Origin of the sequence: Empedobacter falsenii, assembly GCF_013488205.1 — a bacterium.
Classification (GTDB): Bacteria; Bacteroidota; Bacteroidia; order Flavobacteriales; family Weeksellaceae; genus Empedobacter; species Empedobacter falsenii_C.
The window spans coordinates 2,368,252-2,384,591 of record NZ_CP040908.1; the positions used below are offsets into that span (position 1 = coordinate 2,368,252).

The 16,340-nt window shown below is 30.6% G+C and carries 13 protein-coding genes and 1 riboswitch; of the genes, 12 read left to right on the forward strand and 1 reads right to left on the reverse strand.

Going from position 1 to position 16,340, the window contains the following annotated elements:
* The first annotated feature begins 338 nt into the window (after window positions 1–338).
* From udk to FH779_RS11055, 12 genes are all read left to right on the forward strand, one after another.
* The gene (gene udk / locus FH779_RS11000) at window positions 339–965 is read left to right on the forward strand and encodes a uridine kinase (protein ID WP_115002100.1); all 627 of its coding nucleotides are present in this window, start codon (window positions 339–341) and stop codon (window positions 963–965) included.
* Window positions 965–1,354, forward strand: coding sequence for an FtsB family cell division protein (locus tag FH779_RS11005; protein WP_180904719.1), 390 nt, complete (start codon window positions 965–967; stop codon window positions 1,352–1,354). The genes udk and FH779_RS11005 overlap by 1 nt, the downstream gene beginning before the upstream one ends.
* The gene (locus FH779_RS11010) at window positions 1,347–2,621 is read left to right on the forward strand and encodes a methylmalonyl-CoA mutase family protein (RefSeq protein WP_180904720.1); all 1,275 of its coding nucleotides are present in this window, start codon (window positions 1,347–1,349) and stop codon (window positions 2,619–2,621) included. Before FH779_RS11005 ends, FH779_RS11010 begins: the two co-directional genes overlap by 8 nt.
* Window positions 2,622–2,748: 127 nt before the next feature.
* Window positions 2,749–3,915, forward strand: a complete 1,167-nt coding sequence (locus FH779_RS11015; protein WP_180904721.1) for an RsmD family RNA methyltransferase — start codon at window positions 2,749–2,751, stop codon at window positions 3,913–3,915.
* Between the two features lie 62 nt (window positions 3,916–3,977).
* Window positions 3,978–6,155: an FUSC family membrane protein gene (locus FH779_RS11020; RefSeq protein ID WP_180904722.1), complete on the forward strand. Its 2,178-nt coding sequence runs from the start codon at window positions 3,978–3,980 to the stop codon at window positions 6,153–6,155.
* 3 nt (window positions 6,156–6,158) lie between these two features.
* On the forward strand, window positions 6,159–7,958 hold the full coding sequence (locus FH779_RS11025; protein ID WP_180904723.1) for an ABC transporter ATP-binding protein: 1,800 nt from the start codon (window positions 6,159–6,161) through the stop codon (window positions 7,956–7,958).
* Window positions 7,959–8,018: 60 nt separating this feature from the next.
* A complete protein-coding gene (locus FH779_RS11030) occupies window positions 8,019–8,693 on the forward strand; it encodes a hypothetical protein (protein WP_180904724.1) in 675 nt (224 codons plus the stop codon).
* A 146-nt stretch (window positions 8,694–8,839) separates the two neighbouring features.
* Complete coding sequence (locus FH779_RS11035; RefSeq protein ID WP_180904725.1) at window positions 8,840–10,222, forward strand: TolC family protein; 1,383 nt, start codon at window positions 8,840–8,842, stop codon at window positions 10,220–10,222.
* Window positions 10,223–10,226: 4 nt separating this feature from the next.
* Window positions 10,227–11,219, forward strand: a complete 993-nt coding sequence (locus FH779_RS11040) for an HlyD family secretion protein (protein ID WP_180904726.1) — start codon at window positions 10,227–10,229, stop codon at window positions 11,217–11,219.
* A 6-nt stretch (window positions 11,220–11,225) separates the two neighbouring features.
* A complete protein-coding gene (locus FH779_RS11045) occupies window positions 11,226–12,407 on the forward strand; it encodes an ABC transporter permease (RefSeq protein ID WP_180904727.1) in 1,182 nt (393 codons plus the stop codon).
* A 34-nt stretch (window positions 12,408–12,441) separates the two neighbouring features.
* Entirely contained in the window at window positions 12,442–14,331 is a 1,890-nt protein-coding gene (locus FH779_RS11050) for an ABC-F family ATP-binding cassette domain-containing protein (RefSeq protein WP_180904728.1), read from the forward strand.
* A 68-nt stretch (window positions 14,332–14,399) separates the two neighbouring features.
* Window positions 14,400–14,499, forward strand: a riboswitch (SAM-I-IV-variant riboswitch).
* 43 nt (window positions 14,500–14,542) lie between these two features.
* Window positions 14,543–14,794, forward strand: a complete 252-nt coding sequence (locus FH779_RS11055) for a hypothetical protein (protein ID WP_180904729.1) — start codon at window positions 14,543–14,545, stop codon at window positions 14,792–14,794.
* A 52-nt stretch (window positions 14,795–14,846) separates the two neighbouring features.
* On the opposite strand, the gene FH779_RS11060 is transcribed toward FH779_RS11055, so the two are convergent.
* Entirely contained in the window at window positions 14,847–16,334 is a 1,488-nt protein-coding gene (locus tag FH779_RS11060; RefSeq protein ID WP_180904730.1) for a helix-turn-helix domain-containing protein, read from the reverse strand.
* Between the last annotated feature and the right edge of the window lie 6 nt (window positions 16,335–16,340).

A 16,340-nucleotide genomic window follows, 5' to 3' on the forward strand; every position in this document is an offset into this window, starting at 1 on the left:
TAAAAAAGATAAAGTTTTTATAATTTTTTCTTTCCTTTGCATCCGATTAAGAGAAACCAAGTACTGCAAAGTACTTTTTTTGTGTAAATAAACCTAAATGTTTGAGCTACATCTAAATAATCGAATAATAAATCAATCATTTTTTAAATGCATTGATAATTATTTCTTTTCTCAAAATCAATCAACCAAAACTTCTTCACGACAACATTTAAAATTTTGCAAGAATCAATTTCTTTTTATTTTAATTTCTGATAGGAAAATTTTATCTTTAAGGAAATTTTACGAGAACTCTTGCAATGGAAACATCAAACGAAATTAAACAAAATAATAAAACAAAAATGCTGGTAATAGGAATTGCAGGAGGAACAGGTTCGGGAAAAACAACTGTTGTAAATAATATTTTAAGAGATCTTAACGCAGAAAGCGTTATCGTCATCTCTCAAGATAATTATTATAAAGATCATCCTGAATTATCTTTTGATGAACGTTCTAAGATCAATTTTGATCACCCAAGATCAATTGATTTCGAATTACTAAAAGAACATGTCGCTTTATTGAAAAATGGCGTATCAATAGAACAACCTGTCTATTCGTTTATTACGCATAGTCGCAAGGAAGAAACGATTTTAACACATCCACAATCGGTTATTATTGTAGAAGGAATTTTGGTATTGACTGACCCAGATTTACGCGATTTATTTGATGTAAAAATCTTTGTTCATGCAGATTCTGATGAACGTTTAATTCGTCGCGTACGCCGTGATATACAAGAACGTGGGCGCGATTTAGACGAAGTTTTAACACGTTATCAAAAAACGTTAAAACCTATGCATCAGCAATTTATAGAACCATCTAAAAACTATGCAGACATTATTATTCCGAATATGAAAAAGAAAAATTCTGTCGCAATCAAAGTTTTATCAACTGTAATTAAAGAAAAACTCAACTCGAAAACTACTGTATAATGAAAGAAAAATCGGAAGAAATCTTTGACGAAGAACTTACACCAGAAGTACCGAAAAGAAAAATTAAGGATACACGTGTATTCAAATTTGTTTGGAATCGTTACTTTGTTCTAACTGTTGCGTTTGCTGTTTGGATGATTTTTTTCGACCAAAATTCTTTTTTCGTACATCGCGAGTTGGATAAACAAATCAAATTATTAGAAGTTGATCAACAATATTACCAAGAACACTTGGATACTGAGTCTGAAAAATTAAATCAACTAAATAGTAATCCTGCTGAAATTGAAAGGATTGCAAGAGAAAAGCATTTCTTGAAAAAAGATGATGAAGATATTTTTATCATTCAGCAAGAAAAATTTACGAAGCCACAAAATAAAGAAAATGAGTAAGTTATTTGAAAATTTTGATTCTATTTCTGAAAAAGAATGGAAAAATAAAGTTCAAGTCGAGCTAAAAGGTTTAGAATATAATGAAACTTTGGTTTGGGGAACGAACGATCAAATAAATGTAAAACCATTATATACAAAGGATGATGTCGATTATTCGGCTGTACAACCTTTACCAAAATCCTCAAAAGATTGGAAAATTATTTCGAAATATACTGGAAATAAAAACCAAGATTACAGCTTTTTGTATGGATATTTGATTAATCAAAATCAAATTGATTCATCGTTAGAACTTCCTAATTATTTGGATTTATTTATTAAATATGATGAAACTTCTAATTTAAAATCGCTTGAAAATCTTCCAAATCTGAAATATTTAGATTTAGATATTTATGGATATTTGGCTCAGAATGGACTTTGGCAAAATGACTCAGAAAAAGCATCAAAAGAATTGGTGAAAGAAGCTTTGGCATTGAAAAATTTCGAAAAAGTAATTTCAATTCAAGGAGATGTTTATCAAAATGCTGGAGCAAATCATGTTCAACAAATTGCGATTACACTTGCACATGCAGTAGAATATTTAGAAAATTTTGGAGCTGATATTGCAGATAAAATCTATTTTAAATTCGCTGTTGGAAGTAATTATTTCTTCGAAGTTGCAAAATTAAGAGCATTCCGTTTCTTATGGAAAATGATTTTGGAGCAATATAATAAAGAAAGTGAAGCATTTATTTTCACTTCAACATCAGATCGCAATAAATCTAAATTAGATATTTACAACAATGTTATTCGCTCTACAATAGAAGCTTCTTCGGCTATCTTTGGATCAAGCGATGCTGTCTTTGTTGGATCGTATGATGAAGTAAATAAAGAGTCTGATTTTGGGTTAGAATTAGCCGCAAAACAACAATTATTGTTGCAAAAAGAATCTTATTTGAATCAATTTGCTGATCCTGCTGCTGGTTCTTTCTACATCGAAAGTTTGACAAATCAAATGGCTGAAAATGCGTTAGAATTGTTCAAAACAACACAAAATGTAGGCGGTTTTGTAAAAGCTTTACAAAATGAAACTATTCAAGATTTTATTTACACAAGCGCGAAAAAAGAGCAAAAAGATTTTGATGAGCAAACCATTAAATTAATTGGTGTAAATAAGTTTAGAAATCCTGCGGATGTGATTGAAAAATCGCCAAAAGAAAAAGTAGTAAAACAAGCACTTTTTGTTCCAATTGTTCCAACTCGTTTGGCAGAAAAAGAGGAAAAAAAATAGTTTTTACATGAATTGGACACCAATTTCATTAAAAGAACTCAACAATATAATCGAAACTTCAGTAGCTGTGATGGATACTGAAGTTTTGTGTTTAATAAAGTAATATTTTACGTCAAAAAATAACAATTTGAATCCAACTATTTTAACAAAAGAATTTCAAGATTATCTGAAAACGATCGAACATGAAGACATCAAATCTATAGGTTTGAAAAAATCGTTATTTGATGAAATTTCTTCTGCTGAAATCGCTCAACAATTGAAAGGAATTCAAGTTTCAAAACATAAATTTCCAACACTTTATTCGACAGAAAATATTTATTTTCCGCCTTCAATTAATTTGGAACAAGCAAGTTCGGAAGCTACCGCAAATTATAAATCAACTTTAGTTAAAGGAAAAAATTTGATTGATTTAACCGCAGGTTTTGGGATTGATACTATTGCTTTTGCAAAGAATTTTGAAAAAGTATATCACATCGAACAAAATCCTGAATTGAGTAAGATTGTACAACATAATGCTAAAATTTTAGCACCAAATTTAGAAACCTATACAGGTACTTTTCAGTCTTTTTTTGAAGAAAATCTTACTTTAAAATTTGATGTGATTTATCTTGATCCAGCAAGAAGAAATTCGAGCGGAAGAAAATTTATTTTGGAAGATTTAGAGCCAAATATTTTAGATTGGATTCCAACTTTTTTCGAAAAAACGGAGAAAATTATCATCAAGCTTTCGCCTTTATTGGACATCACTTCTACCCTACAACAAATTGATTCGATTTCCGAAATACACATTGTTGCATTAAAAAATGAAGTAAAAGATTTTCTAATCATTTTAGATAAAAATTCTTCGACAAAAAATCCTTTGATAAAAGCTGTTAATTTAGAAAATAATCAACCCGAATTTTCTTTCAATTTTGAAGAAGAATATAGTGCAAATGCAAGTTTTGGAGAAATTCAACATTATATTTACGAACCAAATGTTGCAATTCTCAAAACTGGGGCTTTCAAATTATTAAGCGAAAAATTCAATCTTCACAAACTTCATCAAAATACACATTTGTATACTTCGAATGAACTTTTAGAAAATTTTCCTGGAAAAATTTACCTGATTGAAGAAGAAATTAAAAATCCGAAAAAAGAAATTTTAAAGATTAAAGCGAATTTATTGGTCAAAAACTATAATCAGCCAATAGACGTTATCAAGAAAAAATTCAAAATTATTGATGGCGGCACAACAACTTTAATTTTTACACAAAGCATTGATGGGTTTCATATTCTAAAAACTTCACGAGTTTAGTTGGGTTTCGAAAAAAGTTGTGTTAATTTTATACAACAATTTTCAACCTTAAAAAATTACACTTGAAAATCATCAATAAAATTGAAAACTTTATCTACGGAGAAGCGCTTTCAGATGGCTTAAAAACTTCTTTAGCGATTATCATTCCACCTATCGTAGCCAGCTTATTTGGCGATTTATATGCCGGTGTAACAATAAGTCTTGGTGCAGTTTTAGCGCACATGACGGATACACCTGGTCCATTTAAAGAACGTCGAAACCTGATGTGGCTTTCCGTACTCTTGATTTTCCTTGTTTCGTATTTCACCAAAACGATTAATAGTTACCCAATATTTCTAGGTATTTGTTTAACAGTTATCGTTTTCTTTTCTAACATGTTAACCGTTTGGGGACAACGTACAAGTGCGCTTGGAATGGTCATTATGATGTCGATGGTAATGAATATGAATGATTTACGACATGAGTTAAGTCCTCTTCATATTGCGCTTTTTGTGACGGCTGGAGCAGCTTGGTACACTATTTTTAGTCTAGCTATTAGCACTTTTCGTCCTTATCGTATGGCGCAGCAAAACTTAGCTGATACAATGATTCATATTTCTGAATACATTCGAATCAAGGCTTCTATGTTTGATAAAGACTCAAATTATGATGATATTATCAAAAAATTAATCGACGAACATGTTGTAATTAACGAAAAACAAAGTTTAGTTCGTGAATTAGTTTTTTCGAATAAAAAATTGGTAAAAGACCAGACACCAATTGGGCGTTCGATTGTGTTTATTTTCTCTGATTTGGTGGATATATTTGAGAATGTAACAGCAAATCAATATGATTATGTGAAAATTCGAGAAGTTTACGGCGATACAAAAGCAATGCGCAAAATCTATAATTTAATGAATAAATTAGCGCATGAACTTAAAATGATTGCTTATCATATTAACTCGAACAAACGTCCTAAACAATCTACTTTTGACTTTGAAGTTGAGTTAAAAAAGATTGATGATGCCATCAAAGAATTATATGCAGAAGGACAAAAACCAATTGTTTTATCTAAAATTTATATCAATCTAAAGCAAATTGTTTATAAAATAGAGTTTATTCATAAGTTTTTTTATGATGATTCGTTTACAGAAAAAAAGAAAAATCCGCTGGATCATGCCGAACATTTTGAACCTACAGTTGATTATTCTTTACGAAAATTAAAAGATCATCTGAATCTAAAATCTTCAATTTTTAGACATGCAATTCGTGCATCAATTGTAATGTTATTAGCTTATGGCGTCACATTTATTATTCCAATGACTTATCATAGTTACTGGATTTTGATGACAGTTTTAGTAATTTTAAAACCTGGTTTTAGTGTAACAAAAAAACGAAACTTTCAGCGTTTGAAAGGAACAATTGGCGGTGGATTAGTTGGGGTTTTAATATTATTGATTATTCCTCAACACAGTATCCGATTTGCTTTAATGCTTATTTTCATGTTGATGGCGTACACTTTTATTCGTCACAAATATGCAATTGGTACATTTTACTTAACCGCGTATATTCTTATTTCGTTTAGTTTTTATTCGCAAAAAGATTCATTGTATATAATTCAAGAACGTTTTATTGACACACTTGTTGGAGGATTTATGGCGTTTATTTCGAGTTATTTGATTTTACCAACTTGGGAAAAAAATAATATGAACGAATATATTCAAAAAGCATTGATTGCAAATTATGAGTTTATTTATTTGGTTTTTAAAAAATTAGCCGACAACGAAGTTTCTACAACTGATTATAAATTAGCTAGAAAAGATGTTTTTATTGCAATGGCAAATATTAATTCAGTTTTTCAGCGTGTCATTTCTGAACCGAAAGGAAAACAGGAAAATGCGAATGAACTGAATAAATTTACTATTTTCAATCAATCATTTGTCTCATATTCAGTTGGTTTAGTTAAAATTTTAAAGAAAAATAATTCGGTCATTTTAACTTCAGAACACATTCGATTGATGAAGAAAATTTTGCAATTATTGTTACAAAATATTCGGCTTTACGGTGAATATGAAACAGAAAATTTACCAAAAACAATAGAGTTTAGAGAAAAAACTGTTGTTTATACGGAAATTGAAACAGAGGCTTTGCAAAATGATTCTGAACTGATTGAAGATTTGTTAGAGTATTTGTACGAGATTGCTTACGATTTCACAAAAGTTGGTCACGTTTTTGTGAAAGAACAACCGTTAAAAGAATAATAAATGACAATCATCCAACTGTTTAAAAATCTACGTCCATTTGTAAAACCTTATCGTTCTTTGGTTGTCGCAACTTTGCTCCTAACCTTAGTTGGATCTTTTACTTCGCAAGTAAATGCACTGATTTTACAATATACCGTAGATTCTATAAATGGTTTGGTTGAAGCTGGAAAAGGATTAAAAGAAGGTCTGAAAATCATTTCGTTTATTTCGATTGTTTTGATGACTAAAGAAATCCTGAATGCATTCATCACATTTGGTCAAAAATATTATGGAGAAAAGCTTCGAATTTTTGTTTCGCAAGATTTAGCACAAGCGATTATCGAAAAGATTTTGACCTACAGAATGGCATTTTATACGAATCAAGATAATCAAGCAGGAAAACTTCAAACTCGTATTGACAGAGGAATTGAAAGCTTGACACGTTTAGTTCAAAACTTTTTTATCGATATTTTACCTCTTTTTGCTAATTCAATTGTTGCTTTAATTTTGATGTTCAACGCTAATTTTTATGTTGGATTGGTTGGACTTTGTATCGTTCCGATTTATTTCATTATTACACAACAACAAGCTAAAAAGCTGAGTGGTTGGCGACGTAACTTAAGAGGTTATCGTGAACAAAAATCGCAAGGAATCATCAGCATAATTGATTCGATTACAGTTATTAAATCATTTAACCGAGAAGATATCGAAGGTAAAAAACAACTTGATTTGCAAAAAGAATTGACGAATAATCAAATGCAAACACGCAAAACAAGTTTCTTTTTTGATGGTTTAAAATCCTTTATCGAGCAGTTTGGTGTGGTGATTATCATCATTTTAACTTCATATTTGGTTCTTGATGGACAAATGACAATTGGTGCAATTATGTTCCATATTTTATTGTTCAACAATGTTTCGGCTCCTATTCGTCAACTGCATCGTATTTATGATGAAATGAATGATGCGATGATATATTCCGAAAGTTTCTTTGCAATTTTGAAAGCGGATGACGAAAAAGAATCATCTGGAAATTATATTCCAATAAACTTAAAAGGTAAATTCGAAATCCAAAATGTTGACTTTTCTTATCCAAATGGTTACAAAGCCTTAAAAAATATAAACATGACAATTCAACCCAATAAAATTACAGCTTTGGTTGGTTTGTCTGGCGCTGGAAAAAGTACAGTGATTAATTTATTGGATAAATTTTATCAACCTGATTCTGGAAAAATTCTACTTGACGGAATTGATTTAGAAGAATATGACACACAATTTTTACGCGATAATATTGGATTGGTTTTACAAAAAAATCACATTTTTAATGGAACAATTGAAGAAAATATTCGTTACGGAAATGTCAACGCAACTTTCGAAGAAATAGAAGATGCTGCAAAACGTGCTTATATTCACGAACAAATTATGGATTTGCCAGAAGCTTATCAATCCAAAGCCTTATTGTTATCTGGTGGTCAACAGCAACGTATCGCCATTGCGCGTATGTTTCTCAAAAATCCACCGATTATTTTCTTGGACGAACCTACTGCAAGTTTGGATGCAATTGCGACGGAACAGATTAAAAATAGTTTGGATGCCATCAAAAAAGATCGAACAGTTATCATTATTTCGCATAGTATTTCTCAAATTATCGATGCCGATTATACGTACGTGATGAAACAAGGCGAAGTTGTGGAACACGGAATTCATGAGGATGTATACAAAATGAACGGCACTTATAAAGAGATTTTTGATGCAATGGCAAAAAGCTTAAACATTGAAAAAATTGCCAAAACTTTTGACGATGAAGAAGAAGAAAATTATTAGGAATAATTCTATTATAAAACATTATAAATCACTATCTTTAAAGAGGTAATAGGATAGCGTATGAAAAAATTAGTTTATTTTATAGTTGGGGTATTGTTTTTTACCCAATCTTGCGAGCAAAAAAAAGAAGCTCCAAAAGAATTAGCACTTAATACGGTAACTTACGAAAGTGCTTTAGACGTTCCTGTAAATAAAGTTGGTGTTCTGATTAATATAGATTCTCTTGGTTTTTTTGATCATAATTCTCAAAATTATGATCAAAACATTGATTCAAAATCAATTGAAAATCAGCTTAAACAAATAAATTCTAAATTTGATATTGTAAAAGTAATTCGTGATAAATCTGAAAAAATATTAAACGACAACAAATACACTTATCAAATGATTGATAGATTTGATAAAAATTTAGTTCCGAATGAATTAATCACAAAGGAAAATGTAAATCAAGTTAAATTTAATGATTTAAAAAAAGCGATTAATCAAGATGATTTAGTTTTGATTAATGTAAAATCGGGTCTTGATTATGATCCTGCCAACAAACAGAAATACATCGCCAAAACATATGTCTACATTAATATTCTAGACCTTAAAAATAATGCTTTAAAATATAGCGAAACAATTGGTGGAACTAAGTATATAGACGAAACAATCAATAAAAGTACGACGGATTATTTAGAGAAAATGATGAAAGAGTCATTAAACGAAACGTTGGATATTATTGATAATAAATATTAAATACATTGAACTATGCGCCATTTTTTTGGCAACTTTTGGAAGTCCTGAACCCTTAAAAAGTTTCAGGATTTTTATTTTTAATGATATTCTAATATTGACTTTTATTCATGGTATATTTTTTGTTAATTTTATGCTAAAATTATAAGATGTCTATTATACGATATTTATCTTTTATTCCATTATTGACTTCTATTTCTGGATTTGCACAACAATTGATTGACCCGCAACTTCGATTGCCTGTTGAAAAAGCGATTGAGTCAAGTTATGAATTAAAAAATAAACAACTGGAAGTCGAAAAAAACAATTACCAATATGACGAAGTAAAAGGTAAACGACAACCAAATTTATCTGCAATTGCACTGGGTGGTTATCTAAACTCGAACGGAATCATCGATATTCCAACCAAATCAATCGATATTTTGTCCGCAGAATTGTTTTCGGGTAATCAAAAATTCAATACCTCAGCAGGATTATTTACTGTCGGAATTAACGCTACTCAAATTATATTTTCGGGATTACAAATTCCAAATGCTTTGAATGCTATTCAGGAAAAAAGTACTGCTTTAGATTATTTGAAAGAAGCTGAAAAAGAAACTATAACCAAAGATATCTTACAAACCTATGATCAATTGATGTTATTGGTCAAAGTAGAAGAATTAATTTCAAATTCTGCAAAACGCTTGGATAAAGAGCATCTTAAAGTTCAAAAGGCAATTCAAAATGGTTTAGCTATTCCATACGATCGTGAAAAAATAAAATTAGCAATGTTAGAGTTAGAAGCTCGACAAGTAGAACTGAATGGTAATCGACAATTACTGTACAAAAAATTAGAAACCTTGACGCATCTGTCTGAACAAGATCTTCAACAAATTCAATACGAACTAGCGCCAATTGACATTCTTGCTTCAAGTTATACTTTAGAAAATAAAAAAGAGTTAAAAGCACTTGAACACTCTGTAAAAGCTTACGAATTTTTATATCAAAAAGAAAAAGGATCGCATTTACCACAAGTTTTTGCATTCGCGAACACCAATTATACGTCAATTTTTGGAAGTCGTTTTAAGCTAAAAGATGTTGATTTTTTGGGTGATGTTAATTTGAAAATGAACCAATTTTCGATGTTTCCTAATATTTTGATTGGAGTTGGCGCAAAGTGGGAATTGTTTGATGGCAGACAACACAAGAATAAATTAGCGCAAGCGAAAACAGACATTTTAATAAATGAAAACAAGTTGAAAGATTCGCAAGAAAAATTGAATTTATTGTTAAGTAAAAACAAAATTGATTACGAAACTTCTACTGAAAAATTGAAAGTAAATAATCAACAAAATACCATTGCAACAAATAATTTAGAAATCGCTTCAAGACGATTTCAAGAAGGATTAATAGATGTAACCGAACGTTTGGCTGCCGAAAATGATTATTACAAAGCCAATTTAGGTTATTATGCTCAAATCTTGGATCAACGCTCTAAAACCTACGAATTACTTCAAACTTCTGGAGAATTATTTAATCAATTATCAAATTAAAATCATGAAAAATACACTATACTATATTTTTGCTTTAAGCGGATTAATACTTTTTACAAATTGTAAATCATCTGACAAGGAAAATAAAAAAGAAGAGCAAACTATTTTTCAAGGTAAAATTGAGCGCGATCAAATTAGCGTTGTAACAAAAATTCCAGGAAAAATAGATCAAATATTAGTTCACGAAGGTGATGAAGTAAAAAAAGGACAAACGCTTTTTATCTTACAATTACCAGAAGTTGATGCGAAGAAAAGTCAAGCAAAAGGTGCTGTAAATTCTGCCGAAGCTCAATACGAAATGGCTAAAAAAGGTGCTACAGATAATCAATTGAAACAATTGCGTGCAAAAGTTGCTGGCTTGAAAGAGCAATTAGATTATGCAGAAAAATCAAATCATAGACTAAAAAATATGCTTCGAGATAGTCTTGTCCCACAACAAAGTTATGATGAAGTTTATGCTAAATATCAAGGTGCTAAAAATCAATATTTAGCTGCAAAAGCGGAATTAGCTGATGCCGAAAATGGAGCGCGTGTAGAACAACAACAAATGGCTTTGGGACAAAAAGAGCGTGCTTTGGGAGCTTTGCAAGAAGTTGATGTTGCTGAGGCGGAAAGACACATCAAAGCACCACAAGACATGACGGTTGAAACAATTAATCTGAAAGTTGGAGAATTAGCTTTGGCTGGATATTCTATTGCAAATGGGATTTTGGAAGAAACTACATTTTTTAGATTTACAATTCCTGAGAATAAAATCGGACAATTGCAAAAAAATCAAATCGTCAATTTAAAAGTTCCTTATAAAAATAATATGGTTTTGAAAGGTAAAATTGTTTCGATAAAAGTTCTTAATTCATATGCAAATATTTCAACTGCCTATCCTGATATCGATCAACAACAATCCCAATATGAAGTAAAAGTTGTTCCTGTTGACTATAAACAAGCTGCTCAACTATTGACAAAAGCAAATGTAGTTTTAGATCTTAATGCTAAATAAATTCTGATGAAAACGATTTTTCATTTAATTATACGAGAATTCAAACTTTTCTTCAAGAATCCTGTTTTACCAATTTTATTCTTGGGAGCACCTATTATGTATGGTGTTCTAATCGGAAATGTTTATAAAAAAGGGAATGTAACCGATTTACCAATTATTGTTGTTGACGAAGATCATACGACGACAAGTCAGAAAATTATTCAGATGTTAGATGAAAATGAATCGGTGAAAGTTGCTGAAGTTTTACCTTCAACATTTGATTCTAAGAATAAAGCTTTAGCAATCGGAGCTGAAGTTGTGGTTGTTATTCCTCGAAACTTTCAATCTGATGTACAGCAAAAAAAATTACCCGAAATCGCTTATTTTGTAGATGCTTCAAACACGTTAACTTCTAATACAGCAGCAATCGCAATTACGACAGTTCTAACAACAATGAAAGCCGGAATTTCAATAGAAACAGCTAGAAAACAAGGCGTTCCTGAATATATTGCTACACAAAGCTACGAACCATTCAAATCAACGATGATTCGCCAAAATATCAGAAGTGGAAACTACTTATATTTTATGCTTCCAGGTGTTTTATTAACCGTATTACAACAGGTTTTATTATTAGGTTTAGCACTTTCATTTGCTTCAGAATTTGAGAATAGGACATTTAATGAATTGATCTCAAAATCATCCAATCCATTTACCATTTTATTCGTCAAAACTTTTCCTTATTTATTTATGTCAGTATTTATATATATGCTGTATTATTGGTTCGGAATGTTTTATGACATGAAATTAGAAACCGAATTTTGGCCATTCTTTACGTCTTCTCTTGCATTTATTTTAGCCGTTTGTTTTTTGGGTTTTTTAGTCAGTATTCTTCTTCCAAGCCAACTAAAAGCAACCGAAGTTTTGATGGTTGTTGCAACACCAAGTTTCATTTTAAGTGGATTTACATGGCCTTTAAGTCAAATGCCAAAATGGATTCAAGCAATTGCAGATTGCATTCCATTAACACATTATTTGAAAATATTCCGAATACTTTTCATCGAAAAAGGCGATCCTGCGTTAATTCAACCACATTTAAATAATCTAATTGTAATAGGAAGTATTTGCTTTGTCTTATCTTTGGCCATTCTAATCGTTAAAATAAGAAAAGCTAAACAATCGATGAAACAAATCGAAACAGAAAAGATTTAGCATCTTTTTTAACTTACAAAACAGATAATAAACCATGAATTTTCTTACAGTTGAAAATCTAACCAAATCATATGGAATCCGAACTTTATTTGAAAATGTAAATTTTCATGTAAATGAAGGAGACCAAATCGCATTCGTAGCAAAAAACGGAAGTGGAAAATCTACTTTACTTAAAATTTTAGCTGGATTAGAAACGGCTGATTCTGGCGAAGTTCGTCCAAATAAAGGTGTTAAAATCTTAATGTTAGATCAAAGTGATGATTTTGACGAAAATTTAAAAAGTGAAGAATATATTTTCAATCATTCGAATGAAGTTTTAGATATTGTTCGACAATATGAAAACATGATCGAAAATGATCCAACAAATCCTGATTTAATTGATTTAATGGGAAAAATGGATGTTTTAGATGCATGGAAAGTTGAACCAACAATCAAGGAAATTTTATCAAAATTGAAAATTGATTTCTTGGATCAAAAAATTGGAAAACTTTCTGGTGGTCAGCGCAAACGTATTTCTTTAGCAAAATTTTTGATTGATTTAAGTTTCGAAACTGGATATGTTCTTTTGATTTTAGATGAGCCTACCAACCATTTGGATATTGAAATGGTAGAATGGCTTGAATATTTCTTGAACAAAGAAAACAAAACATTGATTTTGGTTACGCACGATCGTTATTTCTTAGATGCAATTTGTACCAAAATTCTCGAAATGGAGGACAAAACATTGTATGTACATTCGGGAAATTACGAAACTTATATCACGAATAAAGCATTGCGTATCGAAAATCAAAATGCGACAATTGACAAAGCGAAAAACCTTTATCGTAAAGAGATTGAATGGATGCGTCGTCAACCGCAAGCACGTACAACAAAGTCTAAATCTCGTATTGATGCGTTTTATGATACTGAAAAAGTGGCTAAACATAAAATTGTCGATCAACAAGTAAAATTAGAGATGGTGATGACGCGTTTGGGTCAAAAAATCATTGAGATGGAACATGTCTCGAAAGCATTTGGTCAAAAGAAAATTTTAGATGATTTCTCTTATATTTTCGCTCGTGGTGGAAAAATTGGTTTAGTCGGAAAAAATGGTGTTGGAAAAACCACTTTCTTGAAAATGTTAGAAGGAATCGAAACGATGGATTCTGGAACAATTGAACGTGGAGAAACCTTAAATATTGGACATTTTAAACAAGATGGGATAGAATTTAAAGGCGACGAACGTGTCATTGAGTTTGTGAAAGATATTGCAGATTTTTTCCCTCTTTCTAATGGAAAAGAAATGCGTGCAGAACAGTTCTTAGAAATGTTTTTATTTACGCCAGAACAACAACATACTTTTATCTCAAAGTTGAGTGGTGGAGAGAAAAAACGTCTGCAATTATTGGCAATTTTGTATAAAAATCCTAACTTTTTGATTCTTGATGAGCCAACAAACGATTTAGATTTACCTACTTTAACGGTTCTTGAAAGTTTCTTAGAAGAATATCAAGGTTGTTTATTAGTTGTTTCCCACGATAGATATTTTATGGATAAAGTGGTCGATGAATTAATGATTTTTGAAGGCGAAGGAAAAATTTCTCGTTATATGGGAACATATACAGAATATCACATCGAGAATAAAAACAAGCCCATAACTGAAGATAAAAAGGTTGAAAAAGAAATCGTTATTCAGGAAAAAGTTGAATCGAAAGAGAAAAATGCAGAGACAAAACCAAAAAAATTATCGTTTAAAGAACAACGAGAATTAGAAGAAATCAATAAATCTTTACCAATTCTTGAAGCCAAAAAAGAAGAATTAACGAATTTACTTTCCGACCCAAATTTAGGTTATGACAAAATCGCAACTATTGGAGATGAACTACAAAAAATTGTAGACGAATTAGAAGAAAAAGAATTTCGTTGGTTAGAATTAAGCGAATAAAAATATTGAAAAGGAACTTTTTTTGAGTTCCTTTTTTTGTTTTAAAAATTTATTTGTACATTTATTCTATCAATCATCAGGAGTTTCTGAAAAATCAGAACACCAACCGAGCCAAAACCGCGCTACGGTGGTATAGAATGAGGGCAAACGCCAAAATAAAAGGTTATTCTCTACTCTATCCTGTTGTTTTTATCATTAAAAAATTAAAACAATGGAAAATCTAAAAAATGAATTTGTCGTATTATTCCGTGAATTAACTGACAACGAATTAGTCGATCGCTTTAATCAAAATGTAGGAAATAGTTCCTGGAATTCTGCCAGAAGATGTTATGTCAAAACATTATTTGACGAATTACAATACCGTAATTTTGATTGCGCAACCATAGAAAGAGGAAACACATTTTCGCTTCAACATTATGTAGTATTAATTGAAAATAGATTAGAATATTTAGATCAAACATAAAAAAAAGGAAAACTTGTTTCAAGTTTTCCTTTATATTTTATGGTAGACAATATTACTTACTCTGCTCTTTTATAAAATCATTAATCGTAACATTTAATCGCTTATTTCGGATATCTTTTTCAAAACGAATTGGTTCTGCAACACGTTCTGCACAATCTTTCATCCCGCAATTTTCGCATGTAACCGCAACTTCTTTTACAGGAATTGATGGGTCATTCATAAATTTAATTTTACGTTGTGCTGATTTGTACAACACACCTATCGTTACGCTTCTTAAATAATTTGGATTGAATGGATCTTTCGTTGCTGAAGAAATTACATAATATTTTTGATTATTATTGAACGGATACAAAGAAATTTGTGCAGAAATCTCATGATGATCATCTTGATGCTTTTCCAATTCTTTCAAAACATTTAACGAAACCCAACGACGACAATAATGCTCATCCGTTTCATTTGCTTGTGGCGACTGTTGTTGATTAAGGTGAAGTTCTTTCGTTAATTTATATGAATTTGAGCCAACTTTTGCTGACAAACGCAAGAAAAACAAATCACGAATATTAAAATGTTTGGGTAACAAATTTGTCATTCGTTGATAAACCGTCTCAGGAGATTCGGTATATTTTCCAAGAATTTCTTGAAATTTAGACAAATCATGATGCTCTATAGCAAACAAATTCTGCATATCCTTCAACAATTTTTCTTCTGGTAACAACAACGCTCCAGCAAAATAAGATGCATAAAAATTGTTTAACAATTGATCAAAATTATCGAAACTTGCCCACGAAAATGTATACAAACGTTCCTTCAAATCAAGGTAATTATAGCCTAATTCTTTCGCTAAAATAAATCGTTTTTGATCATTGTCAGAATTGATATTGATATACAAAAGTTTTTTCTCTTTGATAAAAATAGAACGCAATTTCGCTAAATCCTTCCCTCCTAAAGAAGTGAAATCTTCATAAAGAATGGTATAATTATATTCCTCTTTCAGAATTTCCTCCATCGTTTCATTTTTCACAAAATCTTCTGATTCAATCAAATATTCTTGTAAAAAACTTTTTGCTGATTTTTCAATTTCAGGAAAATAATTATCATTTGCTTCCTGAAAAGACCTCAACGAAGCCAAGAAAAAACTTTCGCGCGTAAGATTATAATTATTACCTATTTCAATCAACGTAGAAATAAACGCATTTACCTTCATTGGGGCGTTAGAAATGATCTCAATTAAATCTCTTTCTTCAATTCCGAAGAGTTCCAAAGGAATTTCTTGCAATAAATTTGATTGTAGAATCTCAGCGACTGGTGCTAAATTTTTATCTAATTTTAAGGAAACTATCTCATCGTAAGGAATTTCCAACGCTTCGGCAAGAGCAACAATTTTATCAGTTTTTGGATATTTTTTACCTTTTTCGATCTCATTCAAATACGACTTCGAAAGTCCAGTTAACTTAGATAACTTAAACAATGACAAATCTTTAGCCGTTCTAACTTGTTTTAGTTTTAACCCAAAAATTAATTTAATGTATTCTTCTTGCATAATTTT

Bases quoted from the DNA above. Each gene is read 5' to 3' on its own strand.
- FH779_RS11050 (WP_180904728.1), top strand. From the start codon at position 12,442: ATGAATTTTCTTACAGTTGAAAATCTAACCAAATCATATGGAATCCGA.
- FH779_RS11045 (WP_180904727.1), top strand. From the start codon at position 11,226: ATGAAAACGATTTTTCATTTAATTATACGAGAATTCAAACTTTTCTTC.
- FH779_RS11025 (WP_180904723.1), top strand. From the start codon at position 6,159: ATGACAATCATCCAACTGTTTAAAAATCTACGTCCATTTGTAAAACCT.
- udk (WP_115002100.1), top strand. From the start codon at position 339: ATGCTGGTAATAGGAATTGCAGGAGGAACAGGTTCGGGAAAAACAACT.
- FH779_RS11010 (WP_180904720.1), top strand. From the start codon at position 1,347: ATGAGTAAGTTATTTGAAAATTTTGATTCTATTTCTGAAAAAGAATGG.
- FH779_RS11055 (WP_180904729.1), top strand. From the start codon at position 14,543: ATGGAAAATCTAAAAAATGAATTTGTCGTATTATTCCGTGAATTAACT.
- FH779_RS11030 (WP_180904724.1), top strand. From the start codon at position 8,019: ATGAAAAAATTAGTTTATTTTATAGTTGGGGTATTGTTTTTTACCCAA.
- FH779_RS11060 (WP_180904730.1), bottom strand. From the start codon at position 16,334: ATGCAAGAAGAATACATTAAATTAATTTTTGGGTTAAAACTAAAACAA.
- FH779_RS11040 (WP_180904726.1), top strand. From the start codon at position 10,227: ATGAAAAATACACTATACTATATTTTTGCTTTAAGCGGATTAATACTT.
- FH779_RS11035 (WP_180904725.1), top strand. From the start codon at position 8,840: ATGTCTATTATACGATATTTATCTTTTATTCCATTATTGACTTCTATT.
- FH779_RS11005 (WP_180904719.1), top strand. From the start codon at position 965: ATGAAAGAAAAATCGGAAGAAATCTTTGACGAAGAACTTACACCAGAA.